We start from the raw sequence: 17,614 nt of genomic DNA, 5'->3' as shown, positions 1-17,614 counted from the left end.
TGCCGCCTTCGCCACTTCCGTTGTTCACGTACCAGTTCATCTCATGACCGGAGCGAACACCGTGACGTCTCCCTCCCATCCCTCCCAGCCGTCCAGCGGATTCGACGCCGCCTTCGCAGATCCCTCGTCCGCCCCGCCGCCGGGCTGCCCCGCCCACGCCCTCGGTCCGGACGGGATGCGCCGGCTCTACGGGCCCGAGGCCGACGCGGACCTCGCCGGTGTCTACGAGAAGCTGCGTGCCGAACACGGCTCGGTCGCCCCCGTGCTGATCCACGACGACGTCCGCATGTGGGCGGTGCTCGGCCACAGCGAGAACCTGCACATGGTCCGCGCCACGTCCCAGTACAACCGGGACTCCCGCAACTGGACCGCCCTCAAGAACGGCACGGTCAAGCCGACCCACCCGCTCGCGCCCGTGTTCAGCTGGCAGCCGATCACCTCCATGACCGAGGGCGCCGAGCAGCTGCGGCTGCGCGGCGCGGTCAACGAGGCCCTGGAGATCATCGACCACCGGAGCCTGCGCCGCTCCATCAACAAGGCGACCCAGGAGATCATCAACCGGTTCTCCGAGCGCGGCGAGTGCGAGGTCGTCAGCGAGTTCGCCGAGCATCTGCCGATGATGGTGATGCTGGAGATCCTCGGTGCCCCGGAGGTCTACAGCGAGCGGTTCGTGCAGGCCGCCCGCGACATGATCAAGGGCACCGAGACGGCGATCGCCAGCAACGAGTTCATCATGGGCGCCCTGATGGAGCTCACCGCGCGCCGCCGGGCCGCCCCCGAGGACGACTTCACCAGCCGCCTCATCGCCGCGCCCGCCGCCCTCACCGACGACGAGGTCGGCCAGCACCTGCGGCTGGTGCTCATCGCCGCGTACGAGGGCACGGCCAACCTCATCGCCAACGTGCTGCGCACCGTGCTCACCGACCCGCGCTTCCGTGCCCAGCTCAACGGCGGTCAGATGACCGTGCCCGAGGCGGTCGAGCAGTCGCTGTGGGACGAGCCGCCCTTCAGCGCCATGGTCGGCTACTTCGCCAAGGTCGACACCGAGCTCGGCGGGCAGCAGATCCGGGCCGGCGACGGCCTCATCTTCGGCATCGCGCCGGGGAACGTCGACCCGGCCGTGCGGCCCGATCCGGGCGCGCACATGATGGGCAACCGCTCGCACCTCGCCTTCGGCGGCGGGCCGCACGAGTGCCCCGGGCAGGACATCGGGCGCGCCATCGCCGACATCGGTGTCGACGCGTTCCTGATGCGGCTGCCCGATGCCGAACTCTCCATCGCCGAGAGCGAGTTGAAGTGGCGCTCGACGATTCTTTCGCAGCATCTCGTCGCGCTGCCGGTGTCGTTCACGCCGCGGTCGCAGCAGGACGTCATCAGCAAGCCGAGCATGGTGCCGCCGCAGCGGCCTGACTGGCATGTGTCGTCGGGGGGGCCTGGGGCGGGGGGTGCTTCTGCCTCTACCTCTGCTTCCGCCTCCGCCTCTGCTTCTTCGGCTGCTTCTTCGGCTGCGGCTGCTTCTGTGCCTGCGTCCGCTCCTGTTTCGGGCTCGGCCGTGGGGGCGGGGGGCCGTCAGGAGCCCGTCGAGCCGCGTCAGCGGCTCGGTGCCTGGCAGCGGTTCCTGCGGTGGTGGCGCGGCTACTGATCCCAGTCCCCGTACGACTCCCAGGCCCCCAACTGCCGTTCGCTCACGAACCGGTGCTCCCGGCCGGTGACCGGGTCCCTGAACTCCAGGGTGCGCGCCAGCAGTTGCAGGGGCCTGCGGAAGTCGTCGGGTGCGACGGGATCCATGATCCGTGGGTAGAGCGGGTCGCCCAGGATCGGCAGGCCCAGGGCCGTCATGTGGACGCGCAGTTGGTGGGTGCGGCCGGTGTGCGGCGTCAGTCGGTACCGGCCCAGGCCGTCTCTGCGCTCGACCAGTTCGATGCGGCTCTCGGCGTTGGGCTCACCGCCCGGCACCTCGTGGGCGGTGAGCACGCCCCGCTCCTTCTCGATACGGCTGCGGGCGGTGACCGGGAGCTCCACGGCCGGGTCGTACGGGGCCACTGCCTCGTACTCCTTGCCGACCAGGCGGTCCCGGAACAGGGTCTGGTACGCGCCTCGCTCCTGTGGCTGTACGACGAAGAGCACGAGCCCGGCGGTGAGGCGGTCGAGGCGGTGTGCCGGGCCGAGGGACTCGATTCCCGAATCGCGTCGCAGGCGGGCCAGGGCGGTCTCGGCGACGTGGCTGCCGCGGGGGGTCGTGGCGAGGAAGTGGGGTTTGTCGGCGACGAGGATGTGCTCGTCGCGGTACACGATGTCGAGGGCGAACGGGACGGGGGGCTCGGGGGGCAGGTCCCGGTGGAACCACACGTGGGCGCCCGGCTCGTAGGGCGTATCCGGGGTGATGGGCGTTCCGTCCCGTCCGACGATCCGGCCCTCGGCGATCATCGCGTCGACCACGCCGTTTCCGGCGGCCAGGCGCGCCAGCAGGTGGTCCCGCACGGTGTCCCAGGGGCCGTCGGCCGGCATCCGTACGCGGACGGGGTCGATGCCGTTGCGTTGGGGGAGCGGGGAGGGTGGGGTGCGGTGCCTGCGGTTTCTCATCTCGGGGGTCAGCGTACGGGGGCTTCGTGGGCCGGATGCGCTGTGAAGGGACGGTGGCCGTCTGGGGCTTGGTTGGCGGCTTTCCGTTGTCTCCGACAGGTGTGTGGGTGGGTACGGGGCCGCCCTGGGCATGTCCGTGCTCGCCATCTTGATGGCCCCGCCGACTGCTTCGCGCTTTGTCACCGCGTGAGCTGTGCTGCGCGCGCACATACCCAGACCGGCCCCTCCCGTCTCGTACGCGACTGATCGCCGGTGGGGGCTGCGCAGATCGAGCCCCGTCGGCGATCGAGGAGCGGGGGCCGGGGCGGAGCCCCGGGGCTGGGGTGCAGCGCAGGGCGACGGACCAGCGGGCCCCCGCAGATATCGCTAGGACGCCGCCGGAGGCTCCTGCTCGGCTTCCACCTGGGCGTTCCAGTCCCTCTTCGACGCCTGCCAGCCGTCCTCGTTGTGGCCGAGGCGCCAATAGCCGGAGATGGAGAGGTCCTCGCGCGGGATCTGGCGGTCCACGCGCAGATGACGGCGCAGCTCCTTCACGAAGCCCGCCTCGCCGTGCACGAAGGCGTGCAACCGGCCCTCGGGGAAGTCGAGTTCGGTGACGGCCGCGATCAGCGCCTGGCCGACGGGGCGGCCCGAGCGGTGCAGCCAGGTGATCTCGACCGGGGAGTCGATCTTCTGCTCCTCCTCGGGGCCCTCGATCTCCACGAAGACGTGGGCCCGCGCTCCCGCCGGCAGGGCCTCCACGGCCGCGGCCACGGCGGGCAGCGCGCTCTCGTCGCCGGCGAGGAGGTGCCAGTCGGCCGAGGGGTCGGGCGCGTAGGCGCCGCCCGGACCCATGAAGTGGAGCGTCTCGCCCGGCTGGACGGTCGCCGCCCACGGTCCGGCCAGGCCCTCGTCGCCGTGGATCACGAAGTCGATGGTCAGCTCGCGTGCCGACGGGTCCCAGGCCCGCACCGTGTACGTACGGGTCACCGGCCACTGCTCGCGCGGCAGTTCCTCCCGGATCCGCTCGACGTCGAACGGCTCGGCGTAGGTCACACCCGCCGGCGCGAAGAGCAACTTCACATAGTGGTCGGTGTGTTCGAGCTCCGGGAAGTCCGCCAGCCCGTCCCCGCCGAGGACCACCCGCTGCATGTGCTCGGACAGCCGCTCGGTGCGGACGACCTGTGCGGCGCGGGCCTTGCGGGGCTTGCGTGCGGGACGCTCGGCCATGTGCGGTCTCCCTTGATCCATCACTACGTAACTTAGGTTTACCTAAGTTAACACCTCATTCTGAGAGGGTGGTGAGGAGTCGGTGCAGGGATCCGGTCAATCCCCAGCGGGCCGCCAGCGCGTCGACCGCGGCCGGGTCGCGCGGCTCGCGCGGCAGGGCCGTGCCGACGGCGGGCAGTGCGACGTCGCCCGCGACCTGGACCACCTTCGGCGCCACCGCCAGATACGGGCGCGACTCGTCCAGCCGCTTGCGCTGGGTCGGTGTCAGCTTGGCCTTCGGGTCGTCGACCGCTGCCATGATCCCGGCCAGGTCCCCGAACTGCGCGAGCAGCTTCGCGGCCGTCTTCTCGCCGATGCCGGGCACGCCCGGGAGGCCGTCGCTCGGATCGCCGCGCAGCAGCGCCATGTCCGCGTAGCCGGAGCCGTCGACGCCGTACTTCTCGCGCAGCAGGTCCTCGTCCGTGATCTGCAGCGTGCCGACGCCCTTGATCGGGTAGAGGACGCGGCGCTCCAGCTTGTCGTCGACCAGCTGGAACAGGTCGCGGTCACCGGTGACGATGTCGACCGGGCCCGTGGCCCGGCCGGTGAACGTGCCGATCACGTCGTCCGCCTCGTACCCCTCGACGCCCACGCGCGCGATGCCCACCGCGTCCAGGACGGCCTCGATGATCGGGACCTGCGGGGAGAGCGTGTCGGGGATCTCCTCCTCGTCCGGCGTCCCGGCAGCCGTCTCCTCGGCGACGCGGTGCGCCTTGTACGAGGGGATGAGGTCGACGCGCCACTGGGGGCGCCAGTCCGCGTCCATGCACGCCACGAGATGGGTCGGGTGGTGGTCGTGGACGAGGCGGGTGATGAATTCGAGCAGCCCGCGCACGGCGTTGACCGGCGTGCCGTCCGGGGCCTTCACGGAGTCCGGCACCCCGAAGTAGGCCCGGAAGTACAGGGACGCGGTGTCGAGCAGCATCAGGCGCTGGTTGGCCGTGGGTTCTGGGGTCACGCCTCGCATCATGCCGCACCGCACCGACAGTCACCGGTTGTGCGGGATCTGTCGATGATCGTGAACGGAATGTGAACTGGGCCACTCTTCTGTTTGATCGGCATAAGCCCGGGCAGGCGCCGATCCGGAGCGAATCCAGTCACACGTTCAACTAGTGAACGTTTGACCGGCCCGGCGGGCAGACCCCGCACCGCTCCACGGCCCGCCGGCGGGGGAGGCGGGCCGTCTTGGTTCGACCCGAGAGGTGTATGTGTCCAGGCTTGAAGCCGAAGACCTGTACAAGGTGTTCGGCAGACGACCCGATGAGGCGGTGGAGGCACTCCGTCGCGGAGCCGACCGTGAGGAACTGCGCGCCGACGGCACCACGGCCGCCGTGATCGACGCTTCCTTCACCGTTGAGCCCGGCCAGATCTTCGTCGTCATGGGTCTGTCGGGATCCGGCAAGTCCACCCTTCTGCGCATGCTGAACGGACTGCTGGAGCCCACTGCGGGACACGTCCGTTTCGACGGCGAGGATCTGACGCAGCTGTCGTCCCGTGAGCTGCGCGAGGTCCGCTCGAAGAAGATCAGCATGGTCTTCCAGCACTTCGCGCTGTTCCCGCACCGCTCCGTCCTGGAGAACGCGGCGTACGGCCTCGAGGTGCAGGGCGTGCCCCGCGTCGAGCGGGAGGCCCGTGCCTCCGAGGCGCTGCGTCTCGCGGGCCTGGAGGGCTGGGAGAAGTCCTTCCCCGACGAGCTGTCCGGCGGTATGCAGCAGCGTGTGGGTCTTGCCCGCGCCCTGGCCACCGACGCCGACCTGCTCCTCATGGACGAGTCGTTCAGCGCGCTCGACCCGCTGATCCGGCGCGACATGCAGGACCAGCTGCTCGACCTGCAGAAGACCCTGAAGAAGACCATCGTCTTCATCACCCACGACCTGAACGAGGCCATGCGCCTGGGCGACCGCATCGCCGTCATGCGTGACGGCCGCATCGTCCAGATCGGCAGCGCCGAGGACATCCTCGTCACCCCGGCCAACGACTACGTCGCGTCCTTCACCCAGGACGTCGACCGGGCCCGCGTGCTGACCGCGGGCGCGATCATGGCCACGCCCGGCAAGGGGTACACGGCGGCCGACGCCCCGGCCACGGTCACCGAGGACACCCCGATCATCGAGCTGTTCACGCCCTGCGCGACCAGCGAGACACCCGTCGCCGTGACCGGCGACGACGGCGAGGTCGTCGGTGTCGTCCCGCGCGAGCGGCTGCTCGCGGTGCTGGGCGAGCCCATGAAGTCCGTGGAGAGCGGGCACGAGAGCGACGGCGCGGCCACGGGCCTCGCCGAGGAACCGAAGGACGCCGTCCCGACGCCGCGTGGCGAGGGCGACGGCCCGGTGGAGAAGGTGAACGCCGGTGCCTAGGATCCCCTTCGGCAACTGGGTCAACAACGTGGTCGACTGGATGCTCGACCACATGGCCTGGCTCTTCGACTTCTTCAAGGACGTCTTCGACGGCCTCTACACCGGCATCGGCGACGTACTGCAGGCCCCCGAGCCGCTGCTGCTCGCCGGCATCTTCGCCGTGATCGCCTTCTGGCTGCGCGGCACGACCGCGGGTGTGCTGACCTTCGCCGGGTTCTGGTTCATCGACAACCTGGAACTGTGGGACGACGCGATGCTCACGCTGTCGCTCGTCCTGGTGTCGACGATCATCGCGCTGGTCATCTCCGTGCCGCTCGGCATCTGGGCGGCCCGGTCGAACCGGGTCAGCGGCCTCTTCCGGCCGGTCCTCGACCTGATGCAGACGCTGCCGGCGATGGTCTACCTGATCCCGGCCATCCTGTTCTTCGGCTCCGGCGCGCCCGCCGGCATCGTCGCGACCCTGATCTTCGCGCTGCCCCCGGGCGTGCGCATGACCGAGCTGGGCATCCGGCAGGTCGACAAGGAACTGGTCGAGGCCGCCGACGCGTTCGGCACGACGCCGCGCAACACCCTGCTGCGCGTCCAGCTGCCGCTCGCCCTGCCGACGATCATGGCCGGTGTCAACCAGGTCATCATGCTGGGTCTGTCCATGGCCGCCATCGCGGGCATGGTCGGCACCGACGGCCTCGGTGGCGCGGTCAACGAGGCCATCGGCCAGCTGAACGTGGGCCTCGGCGCCGAGTCCGGCATCTCGATCGTCATCCTGGCGATCTACCTCGACCGCATGACCAGCTCGCTCGGCCAGCAGGTCTCGCCGCTCGGCCGCCGCGCGCTCGCCAAGGTGCGCTCCGCGCAGGGCCTGAAGATCTGGTCGTACCGTCCCCGCCCGGCCGTCGCCGTGGTCGGTGTCGTGGTCCTCGCGCTCGTCGCGGGCGGCATGGGCATCTTCGGCGGCTCCTCGTCGACGACGGCCTCCGGCGACAGCTCGAACGTCGGCCAGGGCAAGAAGATCTCCATCGGCTACATCCCCTGGGACGAGGGCGTCGCCTCCACGTTCCTGTGGAAGGAGATCCTGGAGCAGCGCGGGTTCGAGGTCGAGGCCAAGCAGTTCGACGCCGGACCGCTCTACACTTCGCTCGCCCAGGGCAGCGTCGACTTCGAGACGGACTCCTGGCTGCCGACCACGCACGCCCAGTACTGGAAGAAGTACGGCGACAAGCTCGAGGACCTGGGCTCCTGGTACGGCCCGACGTCCCTGGAGCTGACCGTGCCCGCGTACATGAAGGGCATCGACTCCCTCGAGGACCTCAAGGGCCAGGGCTCCAAGTTCGGTGGCAAGATCACCGGCATCGAGTCCAGCGCCGGTGAGACGGCTCTGCTGAAGAGCAAGATCCTCAAGGAGTACGGCCTCGACAAGGAGTACAAGGTCGTCGACAGCTCCACGCCGGCGATGCTGGCCGAGCTGAAGCGCGCGTACGCCAAGAAGCAGCCGATCGTCGTTCCGCTGTGGTCGCCGCACTGGGCGTACAACGACTACGACCTGAAGAAGCTCAAGGACCCGAAGGGCGCCTGGGGCAAGGGCGACGGCGTGCACTCGCTGGCGCGCAAGGGCTTCGGCACCGAGTTCCCCGAGGTCAACAAGTGGCTCAAGGACTTCAAGCTGAGCGAGAAGCAGCTCACGAGTCTCGAGGCCGAGATCAACAAGGCCGGCAAGGGCAACCAGCAGGACGCCGTCAAGGCCTGGCTGAAGAAGAACCCGGGCGTCGTCGACAAGCTGGCCCCGGTCAAGAAGTCGAACGCGGCCGAGACCAAGCGTCCGGTGAACGTCGCCTGGTTCCCGTGGGACGAGGACGTCGCCGTCACGTATCTCTGGAAGAACGTCCTGGAGAAGCGCGGCTACAAGCTGAACCTCAAGCAGATGGACGTCGGCCCGGTCTACACCGGCCTGGCCAGCGGTGACCTCGACGTCAACTTCGACGCCTGGCTGCCGTACGCCCAGAGCAACTACTGGAACAAGAACAAGGCGAATCTGAAGGACCTGGGCAGCTGGTACAGCCCGACCTCCTTGGAAGTCGCCGTCCCGTCGTACGTGAAGGGCGTCAAGTCCCTCGCGGACCTCAAGGGCAAGTCGAAGACCTTCGACGGGAAGATCATCGGGATCGAGCCGGGCACCGGCGAGATGAACCTCCTGAAGAAGGACGTGCTGCCGGGCTACGGCCTCGACAAGGAGTACAAGGTCGTCGACGGCTCCACGCCGGCGATGCTGGCCGAGCTGAAGCGCGCCTACGCGAAGAAGGAGCCGATCGCGGTCGTGCTCTGGTCGCCGCACTGGGCGTACAGCGACTACAAGCTCACCAAGCTGGCCGACCCGAAGAAGAAGTTCGGTGAGGGCAACACGATCCGGACGATCTCCCACAAGGACTTCCCGAGCAAGTACCCGCAGCTCACGAAGTGGTTCAAGAACTTCAAGATGAGCGAGGACGAGCTGGGCAGCCTGGAGGCCGAGATCAAGAACCGCGGTCAGGGCCATGAGGAAGAGGCCGTCGCCGCCTGGCTGAAGGAGCACCAGGACGTCGAGCAGCGGATGACCGCTTCCTGACGATCCCGGAGTTGCGCACCCGAGGGGTGGGTTCCGTCGCAGCAGTCGCTGTGAGGGAACCCACCCCTCGTTCGGTTCCCCGCGCACCGCTCGCGTTCGTACGCTCGACAGCACCGTGACCGCCGCCGGGCTCCGTGCCTTTGCCGCCGCGCTCGCCGCCGTCCTGCTCCTGACGCAGCTGCCCGCCGCCAGCGCCTCCCCGGCCTCGGCGGCCACCGCCCGTTTTGCGGCACTTGCCGCTGATGTCACGCAGGCGGACGGCCACCGCTACGGGGCCACGGACCGCACCGGCCGCACCATGGACGCCGCGCAGATCGTCCAGGACGGCGACGGAACGTATCTGGCCGTGTACCACACGATGCTGGCCGACGGCCGGTTCCACGCGGCCGTCGCCACCTCCGCCGACCTCGTGCACTGGCAGCGCCGCCACGACTTCGGCCCGGGATCCAGCCAGCCGACGCTCGCCGCCGACGGCCGCGGCGGCTACGTCCTCGCGTACGAGAAGGACCCCGACAACCACATCGCGGTCCGCGGCTACGACGGTCCGCGGGCGCTGCTCGCCGGACGGTCCGCGCGCTCCTTCGACGCGCCCCGCACCCTGTCGTCCTGCGCCGAGGGCACCCCGGCGATCACGGCCGTGCACGGTGACACCGTCGAACTGACCGGCCACTACCGCGCCGACTGCGACACCGACCGCCAGCTCACCGCGACCCTGCGCGACTTCACCCACTGGCACGCGGCGCCGGTGCCCCGTCTCGACCGGGCCGTCGAGGCGTACGGCAACTCCGGGAACATAGGCGACCGCGCCCCGCTCGAACTGGCCGGGCAGCCGATGGTACTCATCGAGGGGCAACGGCTGCGCGACGACTTCGCGGGCTGGTCCACGTACGCCTACGATCCCGCGTCCGGCCGAGCCGACCGGATCCCGTTGCGCACCCACCGCGGCTCGACGTCCTTCGCCAATCCGTCGGCGACCCTCCTCACCGACCCTGGCGGCCGCCCCGCGCTCCTGGTAAGCCTGTTCATCCCCAGGGAGGGTGCGGCGCCGGGTGAGTCGGGCCAGCTTCTGTACTGGCGGGAGCTGGGGTCGACGGCCCGATCGTGACGCACGGCTTCCTCCGCTCGCATGAAACCGCCTGGCGAACATGCGTAGGGTGCAATCAAACGAACAGGGCAATCGGCGGGAGGGAGCGGAAGTCATGGATGAGCACAAGGAGACACTGCGCGTGGGCGCGGCCGTCCGGCGCCGGCGACGGACTCTCGAACTGACCCTCTCCGCCGTCGCCGAGCGCAGCGGCCTGTCCGTGCCGTTCCTCAGCCAGGTCGAGAACGAGCGGGCCCGGCCCAGCCGCCGCTCCCTGGAGAAGGTCGCCGACGCCCTCGGCACCACCGCCGTCGAACTGCTCGCCGCCGCGGATCCGGCCCGCACCGTCGACCTGGTGCGCGCCGACGACACCAGCGTCGAGGACACCGCCGGCGGCGACGGCGCGGGCTTCGTCGTCCGCTCCCTGGTCCGCGGCCACCACCAGATGCACGCCCAGGAGTTCGTCGGCGACCACGACCCGGGCCGCGAGTTCCAGCTGCGCAACGACGTCCTGATGCATGTCACCGAAGGCGCCGTCGAGGTGGAGGCCGAGGGGCGCGCCTACCGGCTGGTGCGCGGCGACACGCTGTATCTGACCGGTGGCGTACGGCACCGGTGGCGGGCCACCGTGGCGGAGGCGCGGGTCCTCGTGGTCGCGGTCGCGGAGCACATCGACGCGGTCGACGAGCCCGGACCCAAGTAGCCGGCCGCCGTGCGGGTCGTCTCCCTGGTCCCGTCGCTCACGGAGGCCGTCGCCGTCACCCTGCCGGGCGCACTGGCCGGCGCGACCGACTGGTGCAGCCACCCCGTGGACCTCGACGTGGTCCGGATCGGCGGTACCAAGAACCCCGACGTGCCGGCGATCGTCGCCCTGCGCCCCGACGTGGTTCTCGCCAACGAGGAGGAGAACCGGGAGCCCGATCTGGCGGCCCTGCGCGCCGCCGGCATCGAGGTGCTGGTCACCGAGATCCGTGAACTGCCGCAGGCCATCAGGGAACTGGACCGGGTGCTGCGTGTGTGCGGGGCGCTCTCGCGGCCCCGCTGGCTCGACGAGGCGGAGGCGGCGTGGGCCGGACTGCCCGCGCCCGAGCGCCGGTTGCGGGCCGTCGTGCCGATCTGGCGCCGCCCGTGGATGGTGCTCGGCCGGGACACCTTCGCCGGTGACCTGCTGGCCCGGCTCGGCGTCGACAACGTGTACGCGGGCCACGCCGAGCGCTACCCGCGGACCCCGCTCGACGCACTGGACGCGGTGGAGAAGGACCTGGTGGTCCTCCCCGACGAGCCGTACCGGTTCACGGCCGACGACGGGCCGGAGGCGTTCGCCGTTCCCGCGGCGCTGGTCAGCGGGCGCCACCTGACCTGGTACGGGCCCTCGTTGGGGGAGGCGCCACAGGTGCTCGGCGCGGCCCTGCGCGGGCGCTGAGCCGTCAGGCCCCGGCGGGTGCGGGCGCCGCGAGGAGCCGGCCGCCGAGCAGGCCGCGTGCCGTGTGCGCCGCGGCCACCGCCCAGGCCGCGACGAGGACGGCATAGAGCACGACGGCGAGCGTGTCGAACGCGGCGAGGCCGGTGTGCCGGCCCAGCCCCTCCGCGCCGGTGACACAGGTGCCGACGGGGAAGGTGAACGCCCACCACGTCATCGCGAAGCCCATGCCCCGGCGGCGGGCCCGCACCACGAGGGCGGTGGCGAGCGCCAGCCACAGCAGGGCGAAGCCCATCACCGGGACGCCGTAGAGGACCGCGAACGCGGTGAAGCCGTGCGCGTACGACGCGGGGAGCACACCGGCCGCGGCATCGGCGAACTTGTTCGCGGCGGTCGTCGACTGGCCCAGCGGGCCGAGCACGAGGAACAGGGTCGGCGTCAGCGCCAGGGGGAGCGGACCCGTGGTGACGAGGCGCGCGAAGATCACCGGCAGCATGACGAGGGTCGCGAGCAGACTCACGCCGAACATGCCGTCACAGGCGAGGAGCAGGGTCTGCTGCCACGGCCCGGCCGGCAGGTGCGGCACCAGCAGCGGTCCGACGGCGGCGGAGACCATCGGCGCCACGACGGGCAGCAGCCACACCGGAGAGGCCTGACCCGGCTCGATCCGGTGCCGGACCACCATCAGATACGGGACGGTCACGGCCGCGACGAGCCCGATGAGCGTGCCCGCGACGAACAGTGCCGCGCCGACGGACACCGCGGCCTCGGGCCCGATCCAGTCCCGGCCCACCAGCAGCGTGCCGCCGCCCACCGCGAGCAGCGCCATCGACAGGCAGCCGTAGAACGGGGCCACCGCGGGGTCCAGGAGATGCGCCCGGGCCTGGTCGCGGTGGTGCCTCCAGTGCAGGGCCCGCGCGGTGAGGAGCACGAGCAGCGCCGCGCACGCCAGCGCCCAGACGACCGTGCAGGCCGTCCGCAGTCCGGTGAACCGCACCGGGAGGGTCGCGCCCGCGTTCGCGACGATCGCGGTGCCCATGACGGCGGCGTACCAGTTGGGGCCGAGGTGGCGGACGGCGGCGGCGCGGACGTTCAGGGCCGCGGTGGGGGCGGTGGGGTGGGCGACGGTGACCATGGCTCCACCGTCGCGCGCGGCCGGGGCCCCCACCAGGGACGTTGCCGCTATGGGGGCATAAGCTGCCTTTATGAGCAAGGAGCGCAGTGAGCCCACGGTTCCCACGGACCCGGCGCTGCCGCCCGGCATGCTCGCGCACCGCATCCCCGATCTCGGCGCGCTGGAACTGCTGCTGGCCGTGGCGCGTCTTGGCAGTCTCGGCGGGGCCGCGCGCGAGCTCGGTATCACCCAGCCCGCCGCGAGCAGCCGGATCCGGTCCATGGAGCGGCAGCTCGGACTCGCCCTCGTCGACCGTTCGCCGCGCGGCTCCCGGCTCACGGACACCGGCGCGCTGGTCACGGACTGGGCGCGGCGCGTCGTGGAGGCGGCGGAGGAGTTCGACGCCGGGGTGCAGGCGCTGCGCGACCGGCGGGACTCGCGCCTGCGGGTGGCGGCGAGCATGACGATCGCCGAGTACCTGCTGCCGCGCTGGCTGATCGCGCTGCGGGCGGCGCGGCCCGACACGGCGGTGTCGCTGCTCGCCGGGAACTCCGCGACGGTCGCCGAGCGGTTGCTCGCGGGTGAGGCGGATCTGGGGTTCGTGGAGGGCCTGTCGGTCCCCGCCGGTCTGGACGCGACGGTCATCGCACACGACCGGCTGATCGTGGTGACGGCCCCGAGTCATCCGTGGTCCCGCCGGCGCCGGCCGCTCACCGCGGAGGAGCTGTCGGCCACGCCGCTCATCCTCCGGGAGCAGGGGTCGGGTACCCGGCAGGTGCTCGACGCGGCGCTCGGCGGTCTGGCCCGCCCCCTGATCGAACTGTCGTCGACGACGGCGGTGAAGGCGGCGGCGGTGAGCGGGGCGGGGCCCTCCGTTCTGAGCGAGCTGGCGGTCGGGGAGGAGCTGTCCGCGCGGCGGCTGGTCCGGATTCCGCTGGAAGGGGTCCGGCTTGCGCGGGATCTCAGGGCGGTCTGGCCCACGGGGCACCGGCCGGTGGGGCCCGCCAGGGATCTGCTGGGGTTGACGCGGTCGGCCGCCTGAGCCGGATCGCGGGCGGGCCACGTGGTGCGGGGCGCTGTGGCCGAGGTCGCGGGGCTCCGCCCGGGCCCCGCTGCTCAAGCGCCGGAGGGGGCTCGGTGGGGTTTGGTCGGGGGGAAACCCGTTGGCGTCGTCCGCCCGCCGTCCCCCAAGCTCGTCCCATGACGCCGGTGAGCCAAGCCCCGCCCGCCAGTGGCCCCCGTACGCCCTGGGCCGCTCTTCCCGAACGCGTCAAGCAGGGGGTCGCCGACGCGCTCGGCGCCGCGGTCGTGGCGGCGCGGACGCAGGGCGGCGGGTTCTCGCCCGGTGTCGCGGCCCGGGTCGTGCTCGCCGACGGGCGTCGGGTCTTCGTCAAGGCCGTCAGCGAGGACGCGAACCCGGTGAGCCCCCGCTTCCATCGCGCCGAGGCGAAGAACGCCGCCGCGCTGCCGCCCGAGGTGCCCGCCCCGCGCCTGCTCGCCACCTACGACGACGGCACCTGGGTGGCTCTCGTCTTCGAGGACGTGGCCGGGCGACAGCCGCAAGTGCCTTGGGAGGGGGGCGAGTTGAGGCGAGTGCTGGAGGCCGTGGAGCGGCTGGCCCGGACGCTCACCCCCGCCCCGTTCCCGGCCCGCCGCGTCGGCGACGTGTTCACCGAGAACTTCGACGGCTGGCGGCGCCTGGTGGACGAGGGGCGGGTGGAGAGCGCCGGGCTCGACGCGTAGGCCTCCCGCAACGCCGCCGCGCTGGCCGAACTCGCCGCGCCCTGGGCCGAGTTCGCCGAGGGCGACACGCTCGCCCACGCCGACCTGCGCGCCGACAACATGCTGCTCACCGCCGAGGACGTGGTCTTCGTCGACTGGCCGCACGCGGTGCGCGCCGCCGGCTGGTTCGACCTGCTCGTCATGCTGCCGTGCGTGCGGGCCCAGGGCGGCCCCGATCCCGAAGCGGTCTTCACCGGGCATCCGCTGGGCCGGACCGCCGACCCGGAGGGCGTCACGCGGACGCTCGCCGGATTCGCCGGGTTCCTGCTGGAGCACGCCGCGCGGCCGGCCCCGCCGGGACTGCCGACGCTGCGCGCGTTCCAACGGGCCCAGGGCGAGGCCGCGCTGACCTGGCTCAGAAGCCGTGCGGTGCGGCAGCGGCTCGTACCAGACCTTCCGTGACGCGCGCGTCCTCACCCATCTCGGGATGCCACTGCACCCCCATGACCCAGGTCATGCCGGGCAGTTCGACGGCCTCCACGGTGCCGTCGTCGGCGTGCGCGCAGGCCACGAGCCCCCGGCCGAGCCGGTCCACGGCCTGATGGTGGTACGTCGGGACGTCCGTCACCTCCGGCACCAGATCCCCGTACCGCGTGCCGGGCACCGGAGTCACGGTGTGCCGCCCGAAGGTCCCGACCTCCTTCACATGGCCCTCCAGGTGCTGCGTCAGCGTCCCGCCGAGCGCCACGTTCAGCAGCTGCATGCCGCGGCAGATGCCGAGCAACGGGGTACCCGACGTCATCGCCGCCCGGATCAGGGCGAGTTCCCACGCGTCCCGCTCGGTCGCCGCGGGGCCCGTGCGCGGGTCGCGCCCGGCGCCGTACCGGGCGGGGTCCACGTCGGGGCCGCCCGCGACGATCACGCCGTCGAGCCGCGCCACCACCGACGGCGCGTGCTTCGGGTCGTCGGGCGGCACCATCGCGGCCAGCCCGCCGGAGGACTGGACCAGCTGCGGATAGCCGACCGGGAGGAGCGCCGCGGGCAGCTCCCACACCCCCCAACTGGTGTTCTTCTCCAGGTAGGTGCTGATGCCGATCAGCGGCCTGCTCACCATGGTGCCGTGCTCCCCAACCTCGGTCGTGCCTGTAGTCGTCAGTCCCGCGCCAGCTCCGCCTCCGCCGCGGCCAGTGCGGCGAACTCCTCCTCCGGTGCCCGCGCCACCAGATGCCTGCGGCTGTAGGCCCCGAAGTACCCGAGGGCGACCACGTACACGGCGAGCGCGATGAGCGCCGCCGTCACGTCGACGAGGAACGTCGCCACGAGCGCCGCGCACGCGAGCACCAGCGCCACCGAGGAGGTCAGCACGCCGCCCGGCGTGCGGTACGGCCGCGCGAGCTCCGGCTCCCGGCGCCGCAGCACTATGTGCGACAGGGACATCAGAGCGTACGAGATCGTCGCGCCGAACACCGCGACGTTCAGCATGCGGGCACCGTCCCCCGTCGCGGCCGCCAGCGCGAACCCGATCGCGCCCGGTACGAGCAGCCCCAGGTACGGCGCCTTGCGGCGGCTGGTGAGGGAGAGGAAGCGGGGCAGGTACCCCGCGCGGGACAGCGCGAACAGCTGGCGCGAGCCCGCGTAGATGAGGGAGAAGAAGGAGGCCACCAGGCCCGCCAGACCGGCGTAGTTCACGATGCGGCTCCAGGCCGTGGCCTTCCCGTCCGGCTGCAGCGCCGCCACCAGCGGGTTGCCCGCCTCCTGGATCGCCGCCGAGCCGCGCGCGCCCGCCGCCGCGAAGAAGGTCACGACGGCCAGGACGACGAGGATCGCCATGGACCAGCGGATCGCGCGCGGCAGCGTCCGCGCCGGGTCCTTCGTCTCCTCCGCGGCCAGCGGCACCCCCTCCACGCCGAGGAAGAACCACATCCCGAACGGGAACGCCGCCCAGATCCCCAGCACGCCCATCGGCAGCCAGGAGTTCGCGCCGAACGCGCTCGCGTCCACCGGGATGTCGTCGAGGTGCGACGGGTCGAAGTCGGTGAGCGCCGCCACCGCGAAGACGACCAGGGCCGCCACCGCGATGCCCGTCACCACGAAGCTGAACCGCAGCGCCTCGCCCACGCCCCACAGATGGATGCCGATGAAGACGACGAAGCAGGCCAGGTACACCGGCCAGCCGGAGGTGAGCCCGAACAGGCCGAGCGACTCGACGTAGTCGCCGATGAAGATCGAGATGGCGGCCGGCGCGAGGACGTACTCGATGAGGATCGCCGTGCCGGTGAGGAATCCGCCCCAGGGGCCGAGCGCCCGGCGCGCGAAGCCGTAACCGCCGCCCGCCGTCGGCAGCACCGACGACAGCTCGGCGAGGGAGAAGACCATGCAGGCGTACATCACGCCCATCAGGGCCATCGCGATGCCGAGACCGCCGAAGCCGCCCTCCGCGAGGCCGAAGTTCCAGCCCGAGTAGTCGCCGGAGACGACGTACGCGACGCCGAGTCCGGTCAGCAGCAGCCAGCCGGCGCTGCCGCGGCGCAGGGTCCTGCGCTCCAGATAGTCGTCGCCCTCTGCTGGTGTGCGCGCGTTCTGGTTGCCCAAGGTCATGGCGCGGCCGCTCCCCGGCTCAGGTCCAATGGAATGGAGCCATACCTTTGCCGGGGGTCGGTGCGGAAATCAAGTCCCTTGCGTTACACGTCGGTTAATCGACCCCGGGGTGGCGGGCCCTCGGCGGATCAGGTGAGGAAGCCGCGCAACAGGGCGGCCGTGCCGCCGCAGTGCTCGCGCATCATCTCCCGCGCCCCGTCCGCGTCCCCGTCCAGCACGGCCTCCACCAGGGCGGTGTGCTGACGCTGGGAATGCTCCAGGTTCCGCACCAGCAGCGGGATGCAGTCCAGGAGATCGTTCACCGTCGCGCGGACCGCCGCGTACTGGGCGGTCAGCGAGGGGGAGCCGCACAGTTCGGCGAGGGTGAGGTGCAGGAGGGTGTCCTGGCGGCGGTAGTCGGCGAGGGGCGCGTCGTGGGTGTCGGCCAGGGCGGCGCGCAGCCGGCCGGCCTGCGTCTCGTCGAGCCCGTGCGCCGCGCACAGTCCGGCGGCCCCCACCTCCAGGACCTCGCGGAAGCGCAGCACGTCCTCCACGTCCACGCCCTCGATGCGGCGCCGCAGCTCGTCCTCGCCCGCCGCCCCGGGGCGGGGCAGCACGAACGTGCCGCCGTAGCGCCCGCGCCGCGACTCGACCAGACCCTGGTCCTGCAGCACCTTCAGCACCTCGCGCAGGGTGACCCGGCTGATCCCGAGCCGGTCCGCCAACTCCCTCTCCGACGGCAGCCGTTCGCCCCCCGGCACCAGACCGAGCCGGACGACCTGGAGGATCTGCTCCAGCGCCTCCTCGAAGCCGTTGCCCGCCCGCACCGGACGCAGCACCGTCGCGAGGCCGCCGTCGGCATCCGTGTGCGACATCTGGCCCAACCCCCTTCCCAAGCAATGGTTCTCCG

16 protein-coding genes are annotated in these 17,614 nt (G+C 71.7%); 9 read left to right on the top strand and 7 right to left on the bottom strand.

Annotated features, from left to right (window positions below):
- Positions 1-43: 43 nt before the first annotated feature.
- On the top strand, positions 44-1,642 hold the full coding sequence (locus ACVHNB_RS27710) for a cytochrome P450 (RefSeq protein WP_456226158.1): 1,599 nt from the start codon (positions 44-46) through the stop codon (positions 1,640-1,642).
- Here ACVHNB_RS27710 and ACVHNB_RS27705 read toward each other — a convergent pair.
- The 3 genes from ACVHNB_RS27705 to ACVHNB_RS27695 all read right to left on the bottom strand — a co-directional run bounded on the left by ACVHNB_RS27705 (position 1,636) and on the right by ACVHNB_RS27695 (position 4,798).
- A complete protein-coding gene (locus ACVHNB_RS27705; RefSeq protein WP_456226157.1) occupies positions 1,636-2,583 on the bottom strand; it encodes an RluA family pseudouridine synthase in 948 nt (315 codons plus the stop codon). The two genes, ACVHNB_RS27710 and ACVHNB_RS27705, sit on opposite strands and share 7 nt — an antisense overlap.
- A 366-nt stretch (positions 2,584-2,949) precedes the next feature.
- Complete coding sequence (locus ACVHNB_RS27700; protein ID WP_428955835.1) at positions 2,950-3,792, bottom strand: siderophore-interacting protein; 843 nt, start codon at positions 3,790-3,792, stop codon at positions 2,950-2,952.
- Positions 3,793-3,847: 55 nt separating this feature from the next.
- Complete coding sequence (locus ACVHNB_RS27695; protein WP_456228957.1) at positions 3,848-4,798, bottom strand: 5'-3' exonuclease; 951 nt, start codon at positions 4,796-4,798, stop codon at positions 3,848-3,850.
- A gap of 241 nt (positions 4,799-5,039) precedes the next feature.
- On the opposite strand from ACVHNB_RS27695, the gene ACVHNB_RS27690 reads away from it, so the two are divergent.
- The 5 genes from ACVHNB_RS27690 (at position 5,040) to ACVHNB_RS27670 (ending at position 11,294) form a co-directional block, all read left to right on the top strand.
- Positions 5,040-6,188, top strand: a complete 1,149-nt coding sequence (locus ACVHNB_RS27690) for a quaternary amine ABC transporter ATP-binding protein (protein ID WP_428955836.1) — start codon at positions 5,040-5,042, stop codon at positions 6,186-6,188.
- Positions 6,181-8,787: an ABC transporter permease/substrate binding protein gene (locus tag ACVHNB_RS27685; RefSeq protein ID WP_428955837.1), complete on the top strand. Its 2,607-nt coding sequence runs from the start codon at positions 6,181-6,183 to the stop codon at positions 8,785-8,787. Before ACVHNB_RS27690 ends, ACVHNB_RS27685 begins: the two co-directional genes overlap by 8 nt.
- Positions 8,788-8,902: 115 nt before the next feature.
- Positions 8,903-9,892, top strand: a complete 990-nt coding sequence (locus tag ACVHNB_RS27680; protein WP_456226156.1) for a hypothetical protein — start codon at positions 8,903-8,905, stop codon at positions 9,890-9,892.
- 94 nt (positions 9,893-9,986) lie between these two features.
- On the top strand, positions 9,987-10,574 hold the full coding sequence (locus ACVHNB_RS27675; RefSeq protein WP_428955839.1) for a helix-turn-helix domain-containing protein: 588 nt from the start codon (positions 9,987-9,989) through the stop codon (positions 10,572-10,574).
- Between the two features lie 9 nt (positions 10,575-10,583).
- Complete coding sequence (locus tag ACVHNB_RS27670; protein ID WP_428955840.1) at positions 10,584-11,294, top strand: helical backbone metal receptor; 711 nt, start codon at positions 10,584-10,586, stop codon at positions 11,292-11,294.
- 4 nt (positions 11,295-11,298) lie between these two features.
- Here the strand turns inward: ACVHNB_RS27670 and ACVHNB_RS27665 are convergent, their stop codons facing one another.
- Positions 11,299-12,426, bottom strand: coding sequence for a TDT family transporter (locus ACVHNB_RS27665; protein ID WP_428955841.1), 1,128 nt, complete (start codon positions 12,424-12,426; stop codon positions 11,299-11,301).
- A 70-nt stretch (positions 12,427-12,496) separates the two neighbouring features.
- On the opposite strand from ACVHNB_RS27665, the gene ACVHNB_RS27660 reads away from it, so the two are divergent.
- The 3 genes from ACVHNB_RS27660 to ACVHNB_RS27650 all read left to right on the top strand — a co-directional run bounded on the left by ACVHNB_RS27660 (position 12,497) and on the right by ACVHNB_RS27650 (position 14,589).
- Positions 12,497-13,447: a LysR family transcriptional regulator gene (locus tag ACVHNB_RS27660; RefSeq protein ID WP_456226155.1), complete on the top strand. Its 951-nt coding sequence runs from the start codon at positions 12,497-12,499 to the stop codon at positions 13,445-13,447.
- A gap of 158 nt (positions 13,448-13,605) precedes the next feature.
- Positions 13,606-14,148, top strand: a complete 543-nt coding sequence (locus tag ACVHNB_RS27655) for a hypothetical protein (protein WP_456226154.1) — start codon at positions 13,606-13,608, stop codon at positions 14,146-14,148.
- 99 nt (positions 14,149-14,247) lie between these two features.
- Entirely contained in the window at positions 14,248-14,589 is a 342-nt protein-coding gene (locus ACVHNB_RS27650; RefSeq protein WP_456226153.1) for a hypothetical protein, read from the top strand.
- Here ACVHNB_RS27650 and ACVHNB_RS27645 read toward each other — a convergent pair.
- The 3 genes from ACVHNB_RS27645 to ACVHNB_RS27635 all read right to left on the bottom strand — a co-directional run bounded on the left by ACVHNB_RS27645 (position 14,543) and on the right by ACVHNB_RS27635 (position 17,579).
- On the bottom strand, positions 14,543-15,241 hold the full coding sequence (locus ACVHNB_RS27645; protein ID WP_428955844.1) for a gamma-glutamyl-gamma-aminobutyrate hydrolase family protein: 699 nt from the start codon (positions 15,239-15,241) through the stop codon (positions 14,543-14,545). The genes ACVHNB_RS27650 and ACVHNB_RS27645 overlap by 47 nt on opposite strands.
- A gap of 38 nt (positions 15,242-15,279) precedes the next feature.
- Complete coding sequence (eat, locus tag ACVHNB_RS27640; RefSeq protein WP_456226152.1) at positions 15,280-16,725, bottom strand: ethanolamine permease; 1,446 nt, start codon at positions 16,723-16,725, stop codon at positions 15,280-15,282.
- A 128-nt stretch (positions 16,726-16,853) separates the two neighbouring features.
- Positions 16,854-17,579 carry a FadR/GntR family transcriptional regulator gene (locus tag ACVHNB_RS27635; RefSeq protein ID WP_428955846.1) on the bottom strand — a complete coding sequence of 242 codons (726 nt, stop codon included), beginning with the start codon at positions 17,577-17,579 and terminating at the stop codon, positions 16,854-16,856.
- Positions 17,580-17,614: the final 35 nt, after the last annotated feature.

This window comes from Streptomyces sp. YJ-C3 (assembly GCF_053891275.1).
The sequence above is the reverse complement of the archived record's forward strand: the minus strand, read 5'-3'. Positions and strand labels throughout refer to the sequence as shown.